Genomic DNA, 19,663 nt, shown 5'->3' with positions numbered 1-19,663 from the left:
CCGGAACTTTCGGAACCGCGCGTTGCCGATAGCTCTTCGACCGCGGCGGAGGCTCCGGGTCGTTGTCTTCGATACGACGGCGGCTCGAGTCTCTGCCGCGGTCGGCGTGGGCGAGTGCACGGCCGCTGGTCGACGCGGTCGGCCGGGAGTGCTCGGTGGCTGCGACCGGGAGTTTCGATCCGCGGTCGGACGTGGTCGCTCGATCCCGTTGCGGCACCGAAACTTCCTGGTGCCTGTCGGTGCCCCGTCGTACGATTGTCCTGGTCGGCGCGAGGGGTGACCGACTCGCGAGGAGGGGCCGTGACCGACGCTTCGAGGCCGGGATATCCGGTGCCGCCGGGTCATTCGTTCGGAGTTCCGCTGCCGTCGAACGCGCCGGGATTTCCGCCGTCGAATTCTCCCGGGCCGCGACGTCGTTCCCGGGGGTTGCCGATCGTTCTCTCGGTCCTGTCCGTTCTGCTGATCGTCGGGCTGGTGGTGTTCACGGCGGTGCGGATCGGGCAGGTGTCCGACACCACCGCCCAGCGGCAGCAGGTCGCCCGGGAGAACCTGGCGACGGCCCAGTTGCGGCTGACCCGCACTCCGGCCGTGCATTTCACCGGCAGGATGCTCGGGGGCGCGAGTTCGCCGTCGCAGTGGTTGCAGGTGGATCTGATGGTGACCAACGTCGGCGAGGCGACCGGCACGGTCGGTGCCTCCTCGGGTGCGTCGCTGAACTACTTCGCCACGGGCGGGAAGTCCTTCCTCGAGGGTGCGGCGGATGCCTGGGCCGCGTTCGGCGTCCCGGCCGACACCGCCGCGAACTATGCCGGGCACAAGGTGCTGATTCCGCCCAGCCTGTTCACCGCCGACCCGGCCACGGTCCTGGCTCCGATCAACCTCGCCGTCGCCCTGGATCCGGCTGCGGCACATGATAAACCGCTGCGCATCGGCACGCCGGTGACCATCGGCGGCCATCGTTCGACACCGGTGACCAGTGGGAATGTCACCGTGTATCTGAGCGATCCGGTGCGGCACACCGCGCAGGCGTCCACGCCGTCCCCCGCAGTGTCGTCCGCGCCGCAGGGGACAGCGCCGTCGTCGGCCGCATCACCGCCCCCGCCAACGCCAACTCCGGCGGCACCCGCGCCCGCAACGCCGACGCCACAACCGCCCGCGACAGCGACGCCCGCGCCACAACCGCCCGCAGCGTCGTCGGTCGCGCCGCCGCCTGCGACACCGTCGCCCGGGACGCGACCTGTGGGCATGTCGTTCCCGGGGACGCAGTCGGCCGTGGCAGCGACGATCGCGATGTCGTCGGGGACGCCGTCGCCTGCACTGCCGTCTTCAGGGCTGTCGATGCTCGCAATGTCGTCTCCGGGAACGCTTTCGGCGGCCGAGCGGCAGCTTTCTCCGGGGACGCGATCGGTCGCAACGACATTGGCTCTTACGCGGTATCCGGAGGTGCGGTCGCGGGGCACGTCGGCGGTCGCGATGCCACCGTCGCAGACCTCCGGTCCGGTGTCCCTGGGGCTTTCGTCATCATCGGCGGCCGTGGTACCCGCGCGGTACACCCCCGCACATCGCGATCCCGCTCCTTCCGGGGTGCCGAATTCCGACGAGCCGTCCTCGAATCAGTCCGGCGACCCGGTGCCCGATATCGATCGGATCGTGGTCGACGCGGGCGCGAGTGCACCGGGCGAGCCGCAGTTGCCGCAGATGGACCTGAACACCAGTTCGGCGGACGGCGACAAGGCCGAGGATCTCTACGACGCGATGCCGGACCAGGTGAACACCCTGTCCGATGCCATCGATTCCCGAGTTCAGTTGAACGGCACCGTCACCGGGCACTTCCTGCAGACTCCGTGCGACGGCGTCTGCACGGTGCAGTTCGATGTGTCCAACACCGTCACGGCCGGGCCCGGGATCACTATCGAATCGGTCGATTTCACCTATCAGGTCACCATGTCGGCCGAGGTCGCGATGAATCTCGGGCCGGAGTGTCAGGGCGAGGCGGTCATGCCCGCCAATGGTTCGAAGACGTTGACCTGCACCGCGACCTACGTCCCGCCGGTCGCGTCGTACGAGGGGGAGACCTTCCCGATCGAGGCCAGAGTCGTCTGCCATGTTCGGGCGATGGGGAACGCCCAGGTCGACGCGGTGCGCAAGCAGGTCACGGGCAATGGTCAGAAGGTTCCCGCGCTGAATCCCGACGAGCCCGAGGACGCCGCCGATGCCGCGCAGCGCCATACCGATTCGGGCAGTCCGATTCCGCGGCAGCAGTGGACCCGGGAGTACGACCGGATCTCCTCACGGGCGCCCGGCACCGGCGGGATGCGGTCCGATCAGGAGGAGGCGGTGTCCGCGGCGCTGGGTCGTCTGTCGGTCAAGCAGGGAGACCGGGCCAAGATTCTGGCGAATCTGCGCGCCGGTGATCGCACGCCCGCGGGTGCGGAGGTCGCCGAGATCGTTCGCTCGGAGCATCTGAAGGATATGGAGGGCTACGCCGATCAGGTCTCGGCGTTGGCCCAATCCAGTGCCACCGGGCGCAGCGCCGCGGCGCAGCAGCTGCGTTTCGGTGACGAACTGTATCGGCGCGGCCAGCGAAATCTGGTCTTCGAGCGGAAGGTCGACGGGGTCTACGACATCGATGTGGGGGTGAAGGGCTCCGACGGCCATCTGCTGTACGGCTATCAGCTCAAGGAGACCGGAAATCCGCGCAATGCCTCGAACAGCGTTGTGCGGCAACTGGTCAACGCACCGGCCGATCACAAGGTCGGCATCCTCGATGTGCCCTTTCCGGCCTCGCAACTGAGCGATGAGACCGCGCAGAGTCTGGCGCAGTCGGCCCAGCGCGGCGGTCTCACCTACTACCTCCGATTTACCGACGGCACCACCCGTACCATTCCCGGAGACGGATCGGTATTCCCCGGCGGGTGAGGTGAGTGATGTCTGATCGGACGCTGTTGCGCGCCCCGCATTTCAGCCTCACCTGGACGTGGTGGCCCACCGAGGTGGCCGACGGCCCCGCGGCGCAGTTCGAGGTGGCCGCCCGGCTTGCCGACATCACCGCCCGGCACGGACTGCTGCGTCCCGACCGGGTGCGTTGCCAGTGGTGTGTGGCAGGCAGGATCGTCCCCGGGGTACTGACAACGATCACCCTGGACCACCGCTTGGAGGATCCCGCCACCGCCGAGGCATTGCTCGCGGCCCGTCCCTGCGACCTGGATCCGGCTGCCACGATCTGCGACCTGGTCCTCACCGGCCCGGGAACATGGTTGGACGAGAACGCAATTCCGCACACCGAGGACGACATCCTGTTGCTGGACATCGATCTCGCGCGCCCCGACCCCACGGTCACCGCCGAGACCTTCCACGACATCTGGATGCCGCACGATTTCCACGGCACCCCCCACCCGAACATCCACCGCCACAACGCCCCCCCCCCCCCCCCCCCCCCCACCCCCACCCCCCCCCCCCCCCCCCCCCCCCCCCCCCCCCCCCCCCCCCCCCCCCCCCCCCCCCCCCCCCCCCCCCCCCCCCCACACCCCCCCCCCCACAACCCCCCCCCCCCCCCCCCCCGCCCCCCCCCCCCCCCCCCCCCCCGCCCCCGCCCCCCGCCCCCCCGCCCCCCGCCGCCGCCCCCCCCCCCCCTTCTCCCCCCCCCGCCGCAAAACCGGCTGCCCCCGCTCCGGCACCCGCGGCCCCTGCTCCCGCTGTCCCGGCCGCCACAGGCCACGCAGCGGCAGCTCCGACCCATGCGGGGCCAGCCGAGATTGCTGCTCCGGCCCCCGCTCCTTCTTCGGCGGCTCCGGCCCCTGCGCCTGCGACCCATGCGGGCCCAGCCGAGATTGCTGCTCCGGCCCCCGCTCCCTCCGCGGCGGCTCCGGCTCGCCCCGCAGCACCTGCCCCGGCGCCGGCGGGGCCATCCCGGCCTGCGCCGGCACCGGTTGCCCCGGCGGGGCCCGCTCCGGGCCGAGTAGCTCCGGCCACGGCTCCCGCTCGTGCCCCCGCACCGGCTGCTCCGGCTCCGGCCCCGGCTTCGGCCGCACCTGCTCCGGCCCCTGCGGCTCCCGCTCCGGCCCATGCCGCGCCTGCTCCCGCCCCGGCTGCGCCTGCACCAGCGCCCGGGGCGACACCGGCGGCGGGCGTGCAGCCTGCGGCTCCTGCCCCGGCCGCGCCACAGCCTGCCCCGCCACCTGCTGCTCCGGCGCCACAGGCCGCGCCTGCGCAGCCTGCCGCTCCGGCTCCCGCGCCGCAGGCTGCGCAACCGGCTCCCGCGCCGCAGGCCAAGCCCGCGCCCGCGCCGGCCCCGCTGCCGGGTGGGGCGAGCGTGCAGAAGGTGGTGTGGTTGACGAGCCGGTGGGTTTCGTTGTGGATCAATTCGCCGTCGATGGCAACGCCGGTTCAGGTGCAGCTGCTGTTGCCGCGCGATTGGTACACCCACCCGGACATGCGTTTCCCGCAGCTGATCATGCTCGACGGTCTGCGCGCGACCGACGATTTCAGCGGCTGGACCCACGACGCCGGTGCGATCGACTTCTACGCCGACAAGGATGCGCTGGTCGTACTGCCGATCGGCGGGCAGTCCAGTTTCTACTCCGACTGGGCGCGCCAGGACAACGGCAAGAACTATCAGTGGGAGACATTCCTGACCAAGGAACTGTCCCCCGTCCTCGAGAACCAGTGGCGAGCCACGGCCGTGCGCGGCGTCGAGGGTCTGTCGATGGGCGGCACGGCCGCGATGTTCCTGGCGGGACGCAATCCGAACTGGGTGAAGTACGCGGCCTCGTATTCGGGCTTCCTGACCACCACGACGCTGGGCATGCCGCAGGCGATCATGTTCGCGATGCGCGATGCGGGCGGTTTCGACGCGAACGACATGTGGGGTCCGCCGACCAGCTCGGAATGGGCCGCACACGATCCCGCCGGTCTCGCCGAGAAGTTGAAGGGAATCAGCCTGTACGTCTCGGCGGGCGCGGGCACCGCGGGCACCTTCGACACGCCGTCGGGCCTCGCGCCGGGGGTCAGCACGAACGTCACCGGGATGGGCCTCGAGATCCTGTCCCGCCTGACCACCCAGAACTTCGTCAGCAAGCTGAACAAACTGGCGATCCCGGTGACCACGGAATATCGCCCCTCGGGCACGCACTCGTGGCCGTACTGGGATTTCGAGATGCGACAGTCCTGGCCGCAGGCCGCACAAGCGCTCGGCCTGCAGGCCGACGCCCCCGCCTGCAACTCCGGCGGCGCGATCGCGGGCGCGGCGAAGATCGGCACCTGGCTCGGCCCGTGCACCACCGGCGAATACCAGGTGGCCGGTGGCAGCGCGCAGGACTTCCACGGCGGCCAGGTGTTCTGGTCCCCGTCCGCCGGTGCGCATCCGGTGGCCGGTGCGATCAGCGGCACCTATCAGGCCACCGCGGGACCCGCTGGGCCACTGGGACTTCCGGTCTCCGACGAACGCCCGCTGCCCGACGGCCACGGACGTTTCCAGAGCTTCCGCAACGGCGTGATCTATTGGACTCCGCAGACCGGCGCCCAGGTGGTGCGCGGGGCGATCCTGGAGGCGTGGGGCAAACAGGGATCCGAGCGCGGCCCGGCCGGATATCCGACCGGACCGGAGACCAGGACGCCGAACCGGGACGGTGTGGTGCAGGGCTTCCAGAACGGCCCGATGTACTTCAGCGCCAAGACCGGAGCCCATCGGGTGCTCGGGCTGATCCTGGGCAAGTACGCGCAGCTCGGTTTCGAGAACAGCTTCCTGGGCTTCCCGATCGCCGAGGAACAGCCGGTCGCCAACGCCGGACGGATCAGCCGCTTCGAAGGCGGCAACATCTACTGGAGCCCGCTCTCGGGCGCGTGGGCGGTACGCAACGGACCGATCATGGACGCCTGGGGCCGGCAGGGCTTCGAACACGGCAAGCTCGGCTACCCGATCAGCGACGAGTTCCCGGTCCCCGGCGGCGTACAGCAGAACTTCCAGACCGGCTTCATCGTGTTCCACGACGGAAAACCGGAAATCCACGGGCTGTAATTTGGCCTCCGCTGTGTCTTTGGCCTCCGCTTCGCTCCGGCGGTTCGCGGCCCCCTGAGTCTCACCGTTCGGCCCCGTGTCGGGTACTCGTTCCTCGCACCCGCCACGCGTCCGACCGGCGAGACGGGCCGCGAACAGGTGGGCGTTGTCCGGGGTTGGCGGAACGAGGTGTCCGGGTGCGGACCGTGAGATTGTGTGGCGGCGGACGTTGGGGTTGGTGTTGTCTGGGGTTGGCGTAACGAGGCGTCTGGCCGCGGACCTCGAGGTTGTCCGGGCGCGAACCTCGCTGTTCGCGGGCCGTGGACGGTGGGGGTTCTTCGTGGATGCGGCTAGCCTGGACGGCGACCTTCTGCCCTGACCCAGATCGAGGATACGAATTCATGCTTCGGACCAGTGGAAAGGCTGCCGGCCTCGCCGGACGCGGTGTGGCCGCGGGTGCGGCCGTCGCGATCGCCTCCGTCCTGTTGCTCACCGGCTGTGGCGGCAACGACTCGACCGCATCGAGCACGCCGACGCTGAAGACCTCGACCACCACGGCCGCGGCGACCACTACGACGTCCGCGCCCAGCGTCGCCGACAGCACCACGAAGGCCGCCCCCACGACGACCACGAGCGAGCAGCCACCGGCCGCCGTGACGCCGACGCTGGCCACCCCGAAGATCACCGCGAAGGATCAGGCGTTCCTGGACGCGCTCAAGGCGCGCGGGGTCTCGGTGTCCTCCCCGGACATCCCGCTGGCCGTGGCCAACTACGTCTGCCAGGCGAAGAAGAGCAACGTGTCACCGCAGGAGATCCAGACCTACGTGAACGCGATGGCCGGTCAGGATCCTTCCTATGATCCGAACAAGATGCCGATCGCTCAGCTCGGCCAGATCTATGTCGATGTAGCCAACCAGACGTACTGCAACAAGTGACGCCGCGACGTTCGGGATACGGCAGGGGCGTGCGCGGACGGCGACGCCGGGGTGCGGGATGTCTGACGGTGCTCGCGGCTCTCGCGGTGATCGTCGTCATCGTGATTCTGCTGTGGTACATGCTGGCCGGGTGTTCGCACGTGCCCGTGCCGACGCCGCCGGGAACGACCAAGAAGCCGACCTCGCAATCGGCTTCCTGTCCGGACGTGCAGTTGCTGGCGATTCCGGGCACCTGGGAGTCCAGCAGCAACGACGATCCGCACAATCCGACCGCGAATCCGGCGTCACTGATGCTGAACGTCACCAAACCGGTGCAGCAGCAGTACGCGGGTAGTCGCCTGGACGTCTACACCGTCCCGTACGTCGCGCAGTTCTCCAATCCGATCGCCTTCCCGCCGGACGGTCAGGCCTCGTACAACGTCAGCCGGTCCGAGGGCACCTCGCGGGCGGTGGCCGAACTGACCACGATGTACCAGAAATGCCCCTTGACCACCTATGTGATCGCCGGTTTCTCGCAGGGCGCGGTGATCGCCGGTGACATCGCGGCCGATATCGGCGCGGACAAGGGCCCGGTTCCGGCCGATCAGGTGCTCGGGGTGATGCTCATCGCCGACGGCCGCCGTGAGCCGGGACCCGGACAGGCGATCGAGGTCGGCCCGGTGCCGGCGGGCGTGGGCGCGGAGGTCACCCTGAAGGGGCTGAGCGTGCCGGGCATCAGCATGACCGGGGCGCGTGCGGGATTCGGCAAGGTGGCCGACCGCACCTACACCATCTGCGCGAAGGGCGATCTGATCTGCGATGCGCCGAATCAGGCGCTGACGCCGGCCAACATGATCCCGAGTGCGTTGACGCTGGTCCGCGCGGCCGGGAATCCGATCCACAGCCTGTACAACTCGTTCGTGGTCGATGCGAGCGATCGCACCACCGCGACGCAGTGGACCGCGGGCTGGGCCGAGGGTCTGGTCAAGGGTGCGCCGTATCCGAAGCACTCGTGAGCGGGTTCGCGAGGTCCTCATCGGGAGTCCTCGCAGGGAGTACCCGGCGAGAACCACTCGGTTCGCCTCATAGGCTGTAAAGTGCACCTCTGATCGCGACGCCGGAGCCGGTTCCATCGGGACCGACCGGCGTCGCACCGATTTCCGCAGGGTCAGGAGCATGGGTTCATGACACAAGTCGCTGCACCGGCCGGTCGTACGACCGCGCCGGGCACGCCGCCGCGGGTGCTCCCCGTGACGGCAGGCGAGGGCAATCAGCACCGGGGCGATGTGGACGCGTTCACCGAACGTGTCCCGCGCATCGGCGCCGGTCTCTCGCCGACTGTGGTGATCGGCACATCCGGTGAGATCAGCGAAGATATCCGTAACGTGTTTCGGGACGGGTCGATGTTCTATAGTGGAGCGTTTCCGACCCGGACGGATGTCCTCGTGCCGGAGATTTCGTCGTCACGGGGTGGCGACATCGTGACAGCAGAGCGGAATCGGGCCACGGGGTGTGGTCCGCAACAGGTTGGGTCCGCTGAGCTGACTGCCACGGTGCCCGCTCTGTACCATGTCTCTGGTTTTGAATACATCTAACCGATAGGCGGTCACCGCGCAGACCGCCGACAAAGCTGCAGGCAGGCTCTTGCACGAAGAGCGGCCGCGGGCGTAAGAGAGTCGGGGCCTCACAGGTATCAGCGGCCATGGCGCCGTGCTGCGTGTGCCTCGGAGGAGAAGGAATGACGGACGAGACTTTCGACGACTACCTGGACGAAACCGGGAACATCAGAATTCCCGAGGGTCGTACCCTGGTCGACTACGTCGAGAAGCACACCCGCAATGACGCGAACACTCTTGCTTATCGATACATCGACTACTCACGTGAGCGCGACGGTGAGTACCAGGACCTGACCTGGAAGGAATTCGGTGTCCGGCTGCGCGCGGTGGCCGCGCGCCTGCAGCAGGTGAGCAAGCCGGGCGATCGAGTGGCGATTCTGGCGCCGCAGGGTCTGGACTATGTGATCTCCTTCTTCGCCGCGATTTACGCGGGCTGCATCTCGGTGCCGCTGTTCGATCCGGACGAGCCCGGTCACACCGACCGGTTGCATGCGGTGCTGGCCGACAGCGAGCCCTCGGCGATCCTGACGGCGAGCTCCTCCGCCGCCGGCGTGCGCCAGCTCTTCCGTGCCCTGCCTGCCGCGCAACGTCCCCGCATCATCGCCGTGGACGCCGTGCCCGATGCCCTGGGCGACAAATGGGTCGTGCCCCAGGTCGACGTCGACGATATCGCGTACCTGCAGTACACCTCGGGATCGACGCGCACTCCGGCCGGTGTGGAGATCACCCACCGCGCGGTGGGCACGAACCTGCTGCAGATGGTCAACGCGATCAATCTGGACTGGAATTCGCGCGGTGTCACCTGGCTGCCGCTGTTCCACGACATGGGCCTGCTGTGCGTGATCCTGCCCGCAATCGGCGGCAAGTACATCACCATCATGTCCCCGAGCGCTTTCGTGCGGCGTCCGTACCGGTGGATCAAGGAACTGGCCGCGGTATCCGACGGTGCGGGCACCTTCGCCGCGGCGCCGAACTTCGCGTTCGAGCACGCCGCCGCCCGTGGCCTGCCGCGCAACGGCGAGACGCTGGACCTGTCGAACGTCATCGGGTTGATCAACGGCAGTGAGCCGGTGACGACCTCCTCGATGAAGAAGTTCAACGAGGCGTTCGCGCCGTACGGCCTGCCCAAGACGGCCATCAAGCCCTGCTACGGCATGGCCGAGGCGACGCTGTTCGTCTCCGCGACGCGGCACGAGGACGAGGCGAAGGTCATCTACGTCGACCGCGACGAGCTCAACGCCGGTCGCGTGGTCAAGGTCGAGCAGGGCACGCCCAACGCGATCCCGCAGGTCAGCTGCGGTTACATCGCGCTGTCGCAGTGGGCGGCGATCGTCGACGGCGACTCCATCGACAGCGCCGAGGGCGCGCGCGAGCTGCCCGAGGGCCGGGTCGGTGAGATCTGGTTGCACGGCGAGAACATCGGTATCGGGTACTGGGGTCGGGACGAGGAGACTCGCAAGACCTTCAAGAACCAGCTGACGCACCGGCAGCCCGAGGGCTCGCACGCCGAGGGTTCGCCGCAGGACGGTATCTGGCTGCGCACCGGCGACTACGGCGTGTACATCGATGGCGAGCTGTACATCACCGGCCGCGTGAAGGACCTGGTGATCGTCGACGGCCGCAACCATTACCCGCAGGATCTCGAGTACTCGGCGCAGGAGGCCAGCAACGCGCTGCGCCCCGGTTTCATCGCCGCCTTCTCGGTGCCCGCGAATCAGCTGCCGGCCGAGGTGTTCGAGGCGGGCAGCCATTCGGGTCTGCAGTTCGATCCCGAGGACTCCTCCGAACAGCTGGTCGTCGTGGCCGAGCGCGGACCGGGTGCGGGTAAGGCCGATCCGCTGCCGATCGCCGATGCGGTACGCGGTGCGATCTCGCAGCGGCACGGTGTTACCGTTCGCGACGTACTGTTGGTTCCGGCGGGTTCGATCCCCCGCACTTCGAGCGGCAAGATCGCCCGCCGCGCCTGCAAGGCCTCGTATCTGGAAGGCACGCTGCGTGGCGGTTACACACAGCAGGCATTCCCCGATGCACCCGATGAAGAGTGACGTGACGGCGATGTCGGCCGTCGTTCCCTGCCCGCGCACCACCCGGACACAGGTAGCTTGAGGATTGATGGCTGATAACGAGGGCACCCAGACGACCCAGACCGACGCTGCGCACGCGGAGTCTGCCGAAGGCACCGCCGCGGCGTCGAGCGAGAACGCGGAATCGACTGCGGCAGTAGCGAAGACGGGCGATTCGCAGCCCGCCGCGGGCGCCGAGATGTCGGTGGCCGAACTGCGCGAGTGGTTGCAGCGCTGGGTCGCCGATGCGACCGGACAGCCGATCGAGAGCATCACGGTGGACCGGCCGATGGAGGAGTTCGGCCTGGCCTCGCGCGATGCCATCGCACTCGGCGGCGATGTCGAGGAACTGACCGGCGTGATGCTGAACGCGACGATCGTGTACCAGCATCCGACGATCGCCTCGCTGGCGGAGCGAATCATCAACGGGGAGCCCGAACTTCCCGAGGAGACCACCGACGATTCCTTCTATACCGCCGGATATCAGCCGGGCGCGGCGCACGACATCGCGATCGTGGGCCTGTCCACCCGGCTGCCGGGCGCGGGCGATACGCCCGAGTCGACGTGGGAATTCCTGATCGGCGGCGGCGATGCCATCCGGGATCTGCCGCCGGGCCGATGGTCGGAGTTCACCGCCGATCCGGAGGTCGCCGGGGCCGTGGCCGCGGCCAACACCCTGGGCGGTTATCTGGACCAGGACGTCGTCAAGGGCTTCGACGCCGAGTTCTTCGCGATGTCGCCGGTCGAGGTGGCGCGGGTGGATCCGCAGCAGCGGCTGATGCTGGAACTGACCTGGGAAGCGTTGGAGCACGCCAGGATTCCCGCGAACGGGCTGAAGGGCGAGTCGGTCGGCGTGTACGTCGGCAGCTCGACCAACGACTTCCAGCTGCTCGCGGTGCTGGGCGCGGGCAAGTCCGATCCGGATGCGCCCGCCTCGGCCGACGCCTACGCGATCACCGGTAGTTCCTCGGCGATCATCTCCAACCGCGTCTCCTACTTCTACGACTTCCGCGGCCCGTCGGTCGCGGTCGACACCGCGTGCTCCTCGGCGCTGGTCGCGGTGCATCAGGCCGTGCGCGATCTGCGTTCGGGCGATGCCGACCTGGCCCTCGCGGGCGGGGTGAACATGCTGCTCGCGCCCGCGGGATCGCTGGGTTTCGACGCCATCGGGGCGTTCGCGAAGGACGGGCACATCAAGGCGTTCTCCGCCGACGCCGACGGCATGATCCGGTCCGAGGGCGCCGGTCTGGTGGTGCTCAAGCGGCTCGCGGACGCCGAACGCGACGGTGACACCATCCACGCGGTGATCAAGGGCACCGCGATCAACAACGACGGCCGGTCCAACGGCCTGCTCGCGCCCAATCCCGAGGCGCAGGCCGATGTGCTGCGTCGCGCCTACCGCGATGCCGGAATCGCGCCCTCCACAGTCGATTACATCGAAGCGCACGGCACCGGCACCTTGATCGGCGATCCGATCGAGGCGAGTGCGCTGGGCCGCATCGTGGGTCGCGGACGTGACGAGGACAAGCCCGCGCTGCTCGGCTCGGCCAAGACCAACTTCGGTCACCTGGAATCCGGCGCGGGTGCGGCGAGCCTGGCCAAGGTGATCATGTCGTTGCAGCACAACGTCATTCCGCCGAACATCCGGTTCGCGGGCCCGAACCCGTACATCCAGTTCGACGAGGCGCATCTGAAGATCGTCGACGCGCCGACCGAATTCCCGCGCTACAGCGGCACGGCCACGATCGGCGTGTCCGGCTTCGGATTCGGCGGCACCAACGCGCACGTCGTGATCCAGGAATACGTGCCCGCGACCGCCGAGGTGCAGGCCCCGGAGGCAAGCGGCACAACAGATTTGGACGACGAGACCACCGATATCGTCGCCGACGCCGAGGCCATCCTGGACCGGACCGACGAGAGCGTCGGATCCGATGCGCCGGAATGGACCGCGGAGCGCACCGAGGCGCTGCCGGTGATCCTGCCGGTCTCGGCCTATCTGCCCTCGCGTCGTCGCCATGCCGCGCAGCAGCTGGCCGACTGGCTGGAATCCGATGCGGCACAGGATGTTCCGCTCGCCGATGTGGCGCGGTCGTTGGCCAAGCGCAACCACGGTCGCTCGCGCGGCGTCGTCGTGGCGACCACTCGCGAGGAGGCCGTCGCCGGTCTGCGCGCCCTGGCCACCGGTAAGCCGGGGCAGGGTGTGTTCACCGCCGACGCGCCCGCCGCGAAGGGCGCGATGTGGGTGCTGTCGGGCTTCGGCTCGCACCACCGCAAGATGGGCAAGCAGCTGTACCTGGAGAATTCGATCTTCTCCCGCACTGTCGACGAGGTCGACGAACTGGTGCAGGACGAGGCCGGATACTCGGTGCGCGAGATGATGCTCGACGACGCGCAGGACTGGGATATCGGCACCTCGCAGGTCGGCGTGTTCGCCATCCAGCTGGGTATCGCCGCGCTGCTGCGCGCGCACGGCGCCGAGCCCTCGGCCATCGTCGGACATTCCCAGGGCGAGGCGGCCGGTTCGTATCTGTCCGGCGGTCTGCCGCTCGAGGATGCGGTCCGGGTGATCTGCGCGCGTTCGCGGCTGATGAAGGAGGGCGACGAGATGTTGCCCGACTCCGACATCCGCAACATGGCGCTGCTGGAGTACAGCGCCGAGGACGTCGACGCGCTGCTGCCGGAATTCCCGGATATCGAGGTGGCCGTGTACGCCGCGCCCACCAACACCGTGATCGGCGGCCCGCCGGATCAGGTGCACGCGATCGTCGCGCGGGCCGAGGCCGAGGGCAAATTCGCCCGCGTCCTGCAGACCCGCGGCGCGGGGCACACCTCGCAGATGGATCCGCTGCTGGGTGAGCTGGCGGCCGAGCTGGCCGGTATCGAGCCGACCAAGCCGACGGTCGATCTGTTTTCCACCGTGCACAAGAGCGTGGTGTACCGCGCCGGTTCGGATCCGGTGCACGACGTCGACTACTGGGTGACCAATATGCGTCACTCGGTGTACTTCACCAATGCGGTGCGCCAGGCCGTGGACGCCGGGATCACCACGTTCCTCGAGCTCGCGCCGAATTCCATTGCGCTGATGCAGGTTCTGGGCACCACCTTCGCTGCCGGAGTGCACAACGCGGCGTTGATCGCGACGCTCAAGCGCAAGGAGGACGAGTCCGCGGGCATCATCTCCGCGCTCGCCCAGCTGTACGTGCAGGGACACCAGGTCGATCTGTCCTCGCTGCTGGGCGACGGTGACTACGCCGACATTCCGCGAACGGCCTTCCTGCGCAAGGAATATTGGCCCAAGGTCAGTCTCGCTGCCACCGCGGCGAGCCGCGAATCGGCTACAGCGGGCAGCGGCCGGGCGCCGGGTGCGCACGTCGCGATGCCGGACGGCCGGCACGCCTGGGAGGTGCAGGCAGCGGCCGTGGCCGGACTGCCCGAACTGGTCGCCGCCGCCGCGTCGCAGGTGCTCGCCGACGCCGTTGTCGGTGCGGCCGTGGCGCATTCGCCGGCACCCGCCTCGGGCACGTTGACCACCACGCTGACCCCGCATCCCGGTGGTGCGTCGGTGCAGGTGCATGCCAAGCAGGACAACGCTTTCCGGCTGTTGTTCGAAGCGGTGATCACCTCGTCGTCGGCAGGTGCTGCCCCGGTCGCGACGACTCCGGCCGCCGTGGAAACCGTTGCGGCGCCGGCTGTTGCCGCCGAGGACGGTCCGGCCGTGCTCGCCGAATTCGGTGAGCGCTGGGATCCGGCCAGCAGTGAGACGGTCGAGGAGCGCCTGGCGATCATCGTCGCGGAATCCATGGGTTATGCCGTGGAGGATCTGCCGATGGAGATCCCGCTGATGGAGCTGGGTCTGGATTCGCTGATGGCCATGCGGATCAAGAACCGCGTCGAATACGAATTCGACATTCCGCAGCTGCAGATCGCGGCGGTGCGCGATGCCAGCCTGCACGAGGTCGGCAAGGTGCTGCACTACGCCATCGAGCACCGCGACGAGATGGTCGCCATGGCGGAGAAGCAGGCCGCCGAGGGCGGAACGCTCGCGGTGGACGACGAATTCGTCGCCGCTGCGCGGGCTGCTGTGGAGGCCGGGCACGATCCTGCGGCTGCGGTGAAGGCCAAGGTCGACGAAGCGGGGAAGTACGCCGATGCCGAAAAGGCTGCTGCGGCAACCGAATCCTCGGACGGGAATTCCGCTGCCACGGAGCCGGATTCGACTCCGGCGGATATCGCCAAGGCCGCCGAGGCGAACATCCCACCGCGTGATGCCGCCGAACGACTGGCCTACGCCACCTGGGCGACCATCGTCGGCAAGTCCGCGGGCGGGATCTTCGACGCGCTTCCGCAGTTGGACGAGTCCACCGCGCAGAAGCTGGCCGAACGGCTCACCGAGCGGCTCGGCTCGGAGGTCACCGCGGCCGACGTGCGCACCAGCGAGACCATCGAACAGCTCGCGAACATCGTGCGCGAACATCAGGAGGGCGACGTCGACGGTTACGTGCGCACCCTGCGCGCGCCCGTCGAGGGCTCGAATGCGTTGCCGGTCTTCGTCTTCCACCCCTCGGGCGGCAACACGCTGGTGTACGAGCCGCTGCTCAGGCGGCTGCCCGACGACACCCCGATGTACGGCTTCGAGCGCATCGAGGGCTCGATCGAGGATCGCTCCCGGGAGTACGCGGACAAGATCCGCGCGCTGCATCCGGATGGTCCGTACGTGCTGTACGGCTGGTCGCTGGGTGCGGTGTTCGCGCTCGGCGTCGGTCAGGTGATGCGCGCCGCCGGTGACGACGTGCGCCTGGTCGGTCTGATCGATCTCGCGATTCCGGTCGAGCCGGAGGACAACAGCCCGAAGGGCCGTCGTGCCCGCGTCGAGCGGTTCCAGGAGTTCGCCCAGAAGACCTACGGCATCAAGGGCGAACTGGACGACGACATGCTCGACGAGCTGGCCGCGGCCTCCGACGAGGAGCAGTACCAGATCATCATGGAGCTGATGAAGTTCGCCGACGTCAAGATTCCCGGCGGCGTCATCGAACATCAGCGCACCTCGTGGCTGGACGGCCGGGACCTCGAGAAGACCCGCCCGTCGCACTACGACGGCGACACCGTGCTGTACCTCGCCGATCGCTACCACGACGGCATCATCGAGATCGAACCCCGCTACGCGGACCGGCTGCCCGACGGCGGCTGGGACGATTTCATCCCGAGTCTGGAAATCATCCACATCCCGGGGGATCATCTCCAGATCATCGACGAACCACGCATCGCAACGATCGGGGCAGACCTCACCCTGAAACTCGCGGAAATTGCGAAGGGAGCCCAGTGAACACCACGGCGGAGAAGCTTGCCGATCTGCGCAAGAAGCTCGAACTTGCCCAGGAACCGGCCGGCGAAGCCGGTGTGGCCAAACGCGCCAAGAAGGGGATTCCCTCCGCGCGCGAGCGGATAGACATGTTCCTCGATCCCGGCAGCTTCGTCGAGATCGGCGCGCTGATGCGCAACCCGAACGTCAAGGACTCGCTGTACGGCGACGGTGTCGTGGTCGGCCACGGCAAGGTCGAGGGGCGTCCGGTAGCGGTGTTCTCGCACGATCAGACCGTGTACGGCGGGTCGGTCGGCGAGATGTTCGGCCGCAAGGTCGGCATGATCATGCAGTACGCGGCCAAGGTCGGCTGCCCGATCGTCGGCATCCAGGACTCCGGCGGCGCGCGCGTGCAGGAGGCCGTGGTCTCGCTGGCCTGGTACGCCAACCTCGCGCTGCTGACCGAGCCGCTGTCCGGCATGGTTCCGCAGATCTCGATCATTCTGGGCAACTGTGCCGGTGGTGCGGTGTACCAGCCGATCAACACCGATGTCGTGGTCGCCACCGAGAGTGCGCACATGTTCGTCACCGGGCCGAAGGTGCTGCGCGAGGTGACCGGTGAGGACATCAGCCTCGAGGAGCTCGGCGGCGCGTACAGCCAGGCCGAGTACGGCAACGTCCACCACATCGCCAAGGACGAGCAGGCGGCCTTCGACTGGGTGCGGCACTATCTGAGCTTCATGCCGTCGAGCTGCCAGGACGTTCCGCCGGTGATCAATCCGGGGCTCGAGCCGGAGGTCACCGAGACCGACCGCGAACTGGACTCGATCGTGCCGGACTCGGACAACGCCGGGTACGACATGCACGACATTCTGCTGCGCATCTTCGACGACGGTGATTTCCACGAGGTCGGCGGGGCGGCGGCGAAGAACATCATCACCGGATTCGCCCGCGTGGACGGACATGCCGTGGGTGTGGTGGCGAATCAGCCGATGGTGTACGCGGGTTCGCTGGACGCGCGCGCCTCGGACAAGGCCTCGCACTTCGTGCGGATGTGCGACGCGTACGACATTCCGCTGGTGTACGTCGTCGATACGCCCGGGTTCATGCCCGGTGTGGAGCAGGAGAAGATCGGCGTCATCAAGCGCGGCGGGCGGCTGCTGTTCGCGTTCGTCGAGGCCACGGTGCCGAAGGTGACCGTGGTGATCCGCAAGTCCTACGGCGGCGGTTACGCCGCGATGGGGTCCAAGCAGCTCGGCGCGGATATCAATCTGGCCTGGCCCACCGCCCGTATCGCGGTCATGGGTGCGGAGAGTGCCGTGAGCCTGATCGGCGGACGGCAGATCGCCGCCGCGCCGGAGGAGCAGCGCGAGGGCATCCGCAAGCAGATGATCGACTTCTACAACGCGACCGTCGCGACCCCCTGGGTGGCGGCCGAACGTGGATATGTCGACGCGGTCATCGAACCCTCCGCGACGCGTCTGGAGATCCGTCGCGCCATGAAGCTGCTGCGCGACAAGAAGCTCATCCGCAACCCGCGCAAGCACCACCTGCTGCCGCTGTAACAGCCGACGACACGGGTGCCCGATCACCATCCCGGTGGGCGGGCACCGGTCACGCCTGCGGCGAGGTGTCCTCACCTGTCGTGTGGGTTATGCGCACCACGACCTGCTCGTTGTCGATGGTGTAACCCTCGTAGGCGAATTCGGTGTGCGTGGCGGCCACATACTCCTTCCAGGCCCGATACTCGTGGTGCTGCCAGCCCGGATAGTTGAAGTACTCGTCGAACACGATGATGCTGCCCCGGCGCAGTCGCGGCCCGACCAATTCGAGCACGGTGCGCGCGGAGCTGTACAGGTCGCAATCGATGTGCAGGAAATCCACCGGACCGGGATGTTCGTCCAGAAATTCCGGCAGCACATCGGCGAACAGCCCGACGACGAGTTCCGCGCCTGCCACCTCCGGCCATTCCTCGGTGGCGAAGGTGCCCGCCGGAAAGCCGGTCCGCCACGTCTCGGGCAGACCGTGGAACGAATCGAATCCGTACACCCCGCCGTTGCGGTTCGCGGCGATGATCCGCAGGGTTCCGCCGGTGGACACGCCGAATTCCAAGGCCAGACCGTCGCCGGTGCACAGCGACAACGCGTACTGCAGGGTGTTGCACGGAGTGTTGAAGACCTGGCCGGTCGTCATCTCGTCGGTCGCCAGGCGGGCGCTGTCCGAGGCGGCCACGGCCTGCGCGGCGAAAGCCAGGTTGCGCCGGTGACGTCGCTCGTAACCGTCGATCGACCACAGCATCTCGTTGGCGGTGGACGTCACGTGATCGCGCAGTTCCTTGGTTATCTCCTCGCGGAGGGAATGCCGTAGCTCGTCGAGCTTCCGGGACCATTCGATCGCCGATTCCTCGTGTGATTCGACGGTCCACCGGGCCGGGCGAGCATCGTGGTCGACGACATCGTTCGACGATGCCATCACCTGTTCCGCGAGTTGCCGATATCTGCCCAGGACCGCGTCGTGGCCGAACCCCGCATCCTGCGTGAAGAATGTGAGATGGCTGACCAGCAGTTTCGGGTATATGCAATTCTGCCGGCCGAGATATTCCGGTATCTGAACGGAGAGCATCTGTTCGTCGTCCGCCACGTCGGCGGACATGAAGGACATATCCCTGCCGAGCCAGGAGACGAAGTTGATGCTGATGCGGCCGTTGAACGGGACGGGCCGGTCGGGCATCTGCTCGAACAGTTCGCGGTTGTCCAGGAAATAATTGTGCAGATCGGTCGCCATCGCGGCGCTGGTCCAGAGGAACGGGTGATGGTCGTGCGGGGAAGGGGTGACCCGGATCAGGTCCTGCGGTAACACACCCTGCTGCTGCTGGAGATCGGCGCACGCGCCATTGTTGACGACATTCGCGCTCACCAGGAAATACCGGCGTTCGCGGGCGCGGAATCGGATAAAGTCGGCGAGGTTTTCCAATTGTATGTAGACGATGTCGTCATCGCATTTGAGAAATACCGTATCGGCGTAGTGCTCGGCGCGGTTCGCGTAGCTCGCCAGTGCCTCGGACCAGCCCGACTCCGAGCGCCCGGCCGTGTGGTAGAGGTATTCCTTGACGTCCTCCCGGTCCGGGAATCGCCATTCACCCGCGGCGCCGAAACCGGTCTTCACGTGGATGTCGTACTTGCCCTGCGCCATGTCCATCTGGTGCTCGAATGCCGGGCTACCGTCGATCGACAGTGTCAGGCCCGACGAGTCCATGGTGAGTTCGATATCGCGGAACAGCACCGCGGAAAGAATTCCGGGCGTTTCCTTCTGGGCGATCACGGGTGGTTCTTCGCCGCGTTCCGCGAACAGGTCGGCAACGTCCATGCGCCGGAGTGCGGTCCGGGTGTTCGCCCATCCCCCGATGATCAATTCATAGGCCGGTGCGGACGGATAGAAGGGGTGTATCCCGATATGGACATCGCTTCCCGCGCGTACCCGGGCGGAGAATTTTCGGGTGTTCTCGAAATTCGTGTCCACCCGGACCGTCGGGTAATAGACCAGATCATCCGGAGTGCGCCCGATCACCGGAAATTGCGATTTCAGCCAACTGTCGTCGTCATCGTTCCGGGAGAAGTTCCAGACGTGCCATTCATCGATGATGCCCCGGCGCAATGCTTCTCGCACATAATCGGTCAGCAGTTCCATGCGGTCCCGACGACCGGCGAATGTGAGCATGACCACGGGTTGTCCGTCGACCGGCACGGAGATGTACGCCTTCCCATCGGCACCGCGCG

9 protein-coding genes are annotated in these 19,663 nt (G+C 67.8%); 8 read left to right on the top strand and 1 reads right to left on the bottom strand.

The features are described from left to right. The first annotated feature begins 300 nt into the window (after positions 1-300). The 8 genes from K7711_RS06465 to K7711_RS06430 all read left to right on the top strand — a co-directional run bounded on the left by K7711_RS06465 (position 301) and on the right by K7711_RS06430 (position 17,452). A complete protein-coding gene (locus K7711_RS06465) occupies positions 301-2,919 on the top strand; it encodes a hypothetical protein (protein WP_222965677.1) in 2,619 nt (872 codons plus the stop codon). Positions 2,920-4,129: 1,210 nt separating this feature from the next. Continuing rightward, positions 4,130-6,016 (top strand): alpha/beta hydrolase-fold protein, encoded by a 1,887-nt coding sequence (locus K7711_RS06460; RefSeq protein WP_372460102.1) that lies wholly within the window; start codon positions 4,130-4,132, stop codon positions 6,014-6,016. A 380-nt stretch (positions 6,017-6,396) separates the two neighbouring features. Further along, on the top strand, positions 6,397-6,930 hold the full coding sequence (locus tag K7711_RS06455) for a DUF732 domain-containing protein (RefSeq protein WP_222965674.1): 534 nt from the start codon (positions 6,397-6,399) through the stop codon (positions 6,928-6,930). A 29-nt stretch (positions 6,931-6,959) separates the two neighbouring features. After that, on the top strand, positions 6,960-7,925 hold the full coding sequence (locus tag K7711_RS06450) for a cutinase family protein (RefSeq protein WP_308014496.1): 966 nt from the start codon (positions 6,960-6,962) through the stop codon (positions 7,923-7,925). A gap of 168 nt (positions 7,926-8,093) precedes the next feature. Beyond that, positions 8,094-8,504 (top strand): hypothetical protein, encoded by a 411-nt coding sequence (locus tag K7711_RS06445; protein ID WP_222965672.1) that lies wholly within the window; start codon positions 8,094-8,096, stop codon positions 8,502-8,504. A gap of 143 nt (positions 8,505-8,647) precedes the next feature. Further along, positions 8,648-10,570 carry a long-chain-fatty-acid--AMP ligase FadD32 gene (fadD32, locus tag K7711_RS06440; protein ID WP_222965670.1) on the top strand — a complete coding sequence of 641 codons (1,923 nt, stop codon included), beginning with the start codon at positions 8,648-8,650 and terminating at the stop codon, positions 10,568-10,570. Positions 10,571-10,637: 67 nt separating this feature from the next. Continuing rightward, positions 10,638-15,911: a polyketide synthase Pks13 gene (gene pks13 / locus K7711_RS06435; protein WP_222965668.1), complete on the top strand. Its 5,274-nt coding sequence runs from the start codon at positions 10,638-10,640 to the stop codon at positions 15,909-15,911. Then, the gene (locus tag K7711_RS06430) at positions 15,908-17,452 is read left to right on the top strand and encodes an acyl-CoA carboxylase subunit beta (protein WP_222965666.1); all 1,545 of its coding nucleotides are present in this window, start codon (positions 15,908-15,910) and stop codon (positions 17,450-17,452) included. The genes pks13 and K7711_RS06430 overlap by 4 nt, the downstream gene beginning before the upstream one ends. Positions 17,453-17,501: 49 nt before the next feature. On the opposite strand, the gene K7711_RS06425 is transcribed toward K7711_RS06430, so the two are convergent. Then, positions 17,502-19,604 carry a class I SAM-dependent methyltransferase gene (locus K7711_RS06425; protein WP_235746866.1) on the bottom strand — a complete coding sequence of 701 codons (2,103 nt, stop codon included), beginning with the start codon at positions 19,602-19,604 and terminating at the stop codon, positions 17,502-17,504. Positions 19,605-19,663: the final 59 nt, after the last annotated feature.

The organism is Nocardia coffeae (assembly GCF_019890715.1).
GTDB lineage: Bacteria > Actinomycetota > Actinomycetes > Mycobacteriales > Mycobacteriaceae > Nocardia > Nocardia jiangxiensis.
Note: the sequence above shows the minus strand (reverse complement) of the source record. Positions and strands in the feature narration are given on the sequence as shown.

Excerpts from the sequence above, each read along its gene's own strand:
- K7711_RS06455 (WP_222965674.1), top strand. The coding sequence starts at position 6,397 with ATGCTTCGGACCAGTGGAAAGGCTGCCGGCCTCGCCGGACGCGGTGTG.
- K7711_RS06445 (WP_222965672.1), top strand. The coding sequence starts at position 8,094 with ATGACACAAGTCGCTGCACCGGCCGGTCGTACGACCGCGCCGGGCACG.
- fadD32 (WP_222965670.1), top strand. The coding sequence starts at position 8,648 with ATGACGGACGAGACTTTCGACGACTACCTGGACGAAACCGGGAACATC.
- pks13 (WP_222965668.1), top strand. The coding sequence starts at position 10,638 with ATGGCTGATAACGAGGGCACCCAGACGACCCAGACCGACGCTGCGCAC.
- K7711_RS06425 (WP_235746866.1), bottom strand. The coding sequence starts at position 19,604 with ATGCTCACATTCGCCGGTCGTCGGGACCGCATGGAACTGCTGACCGAT.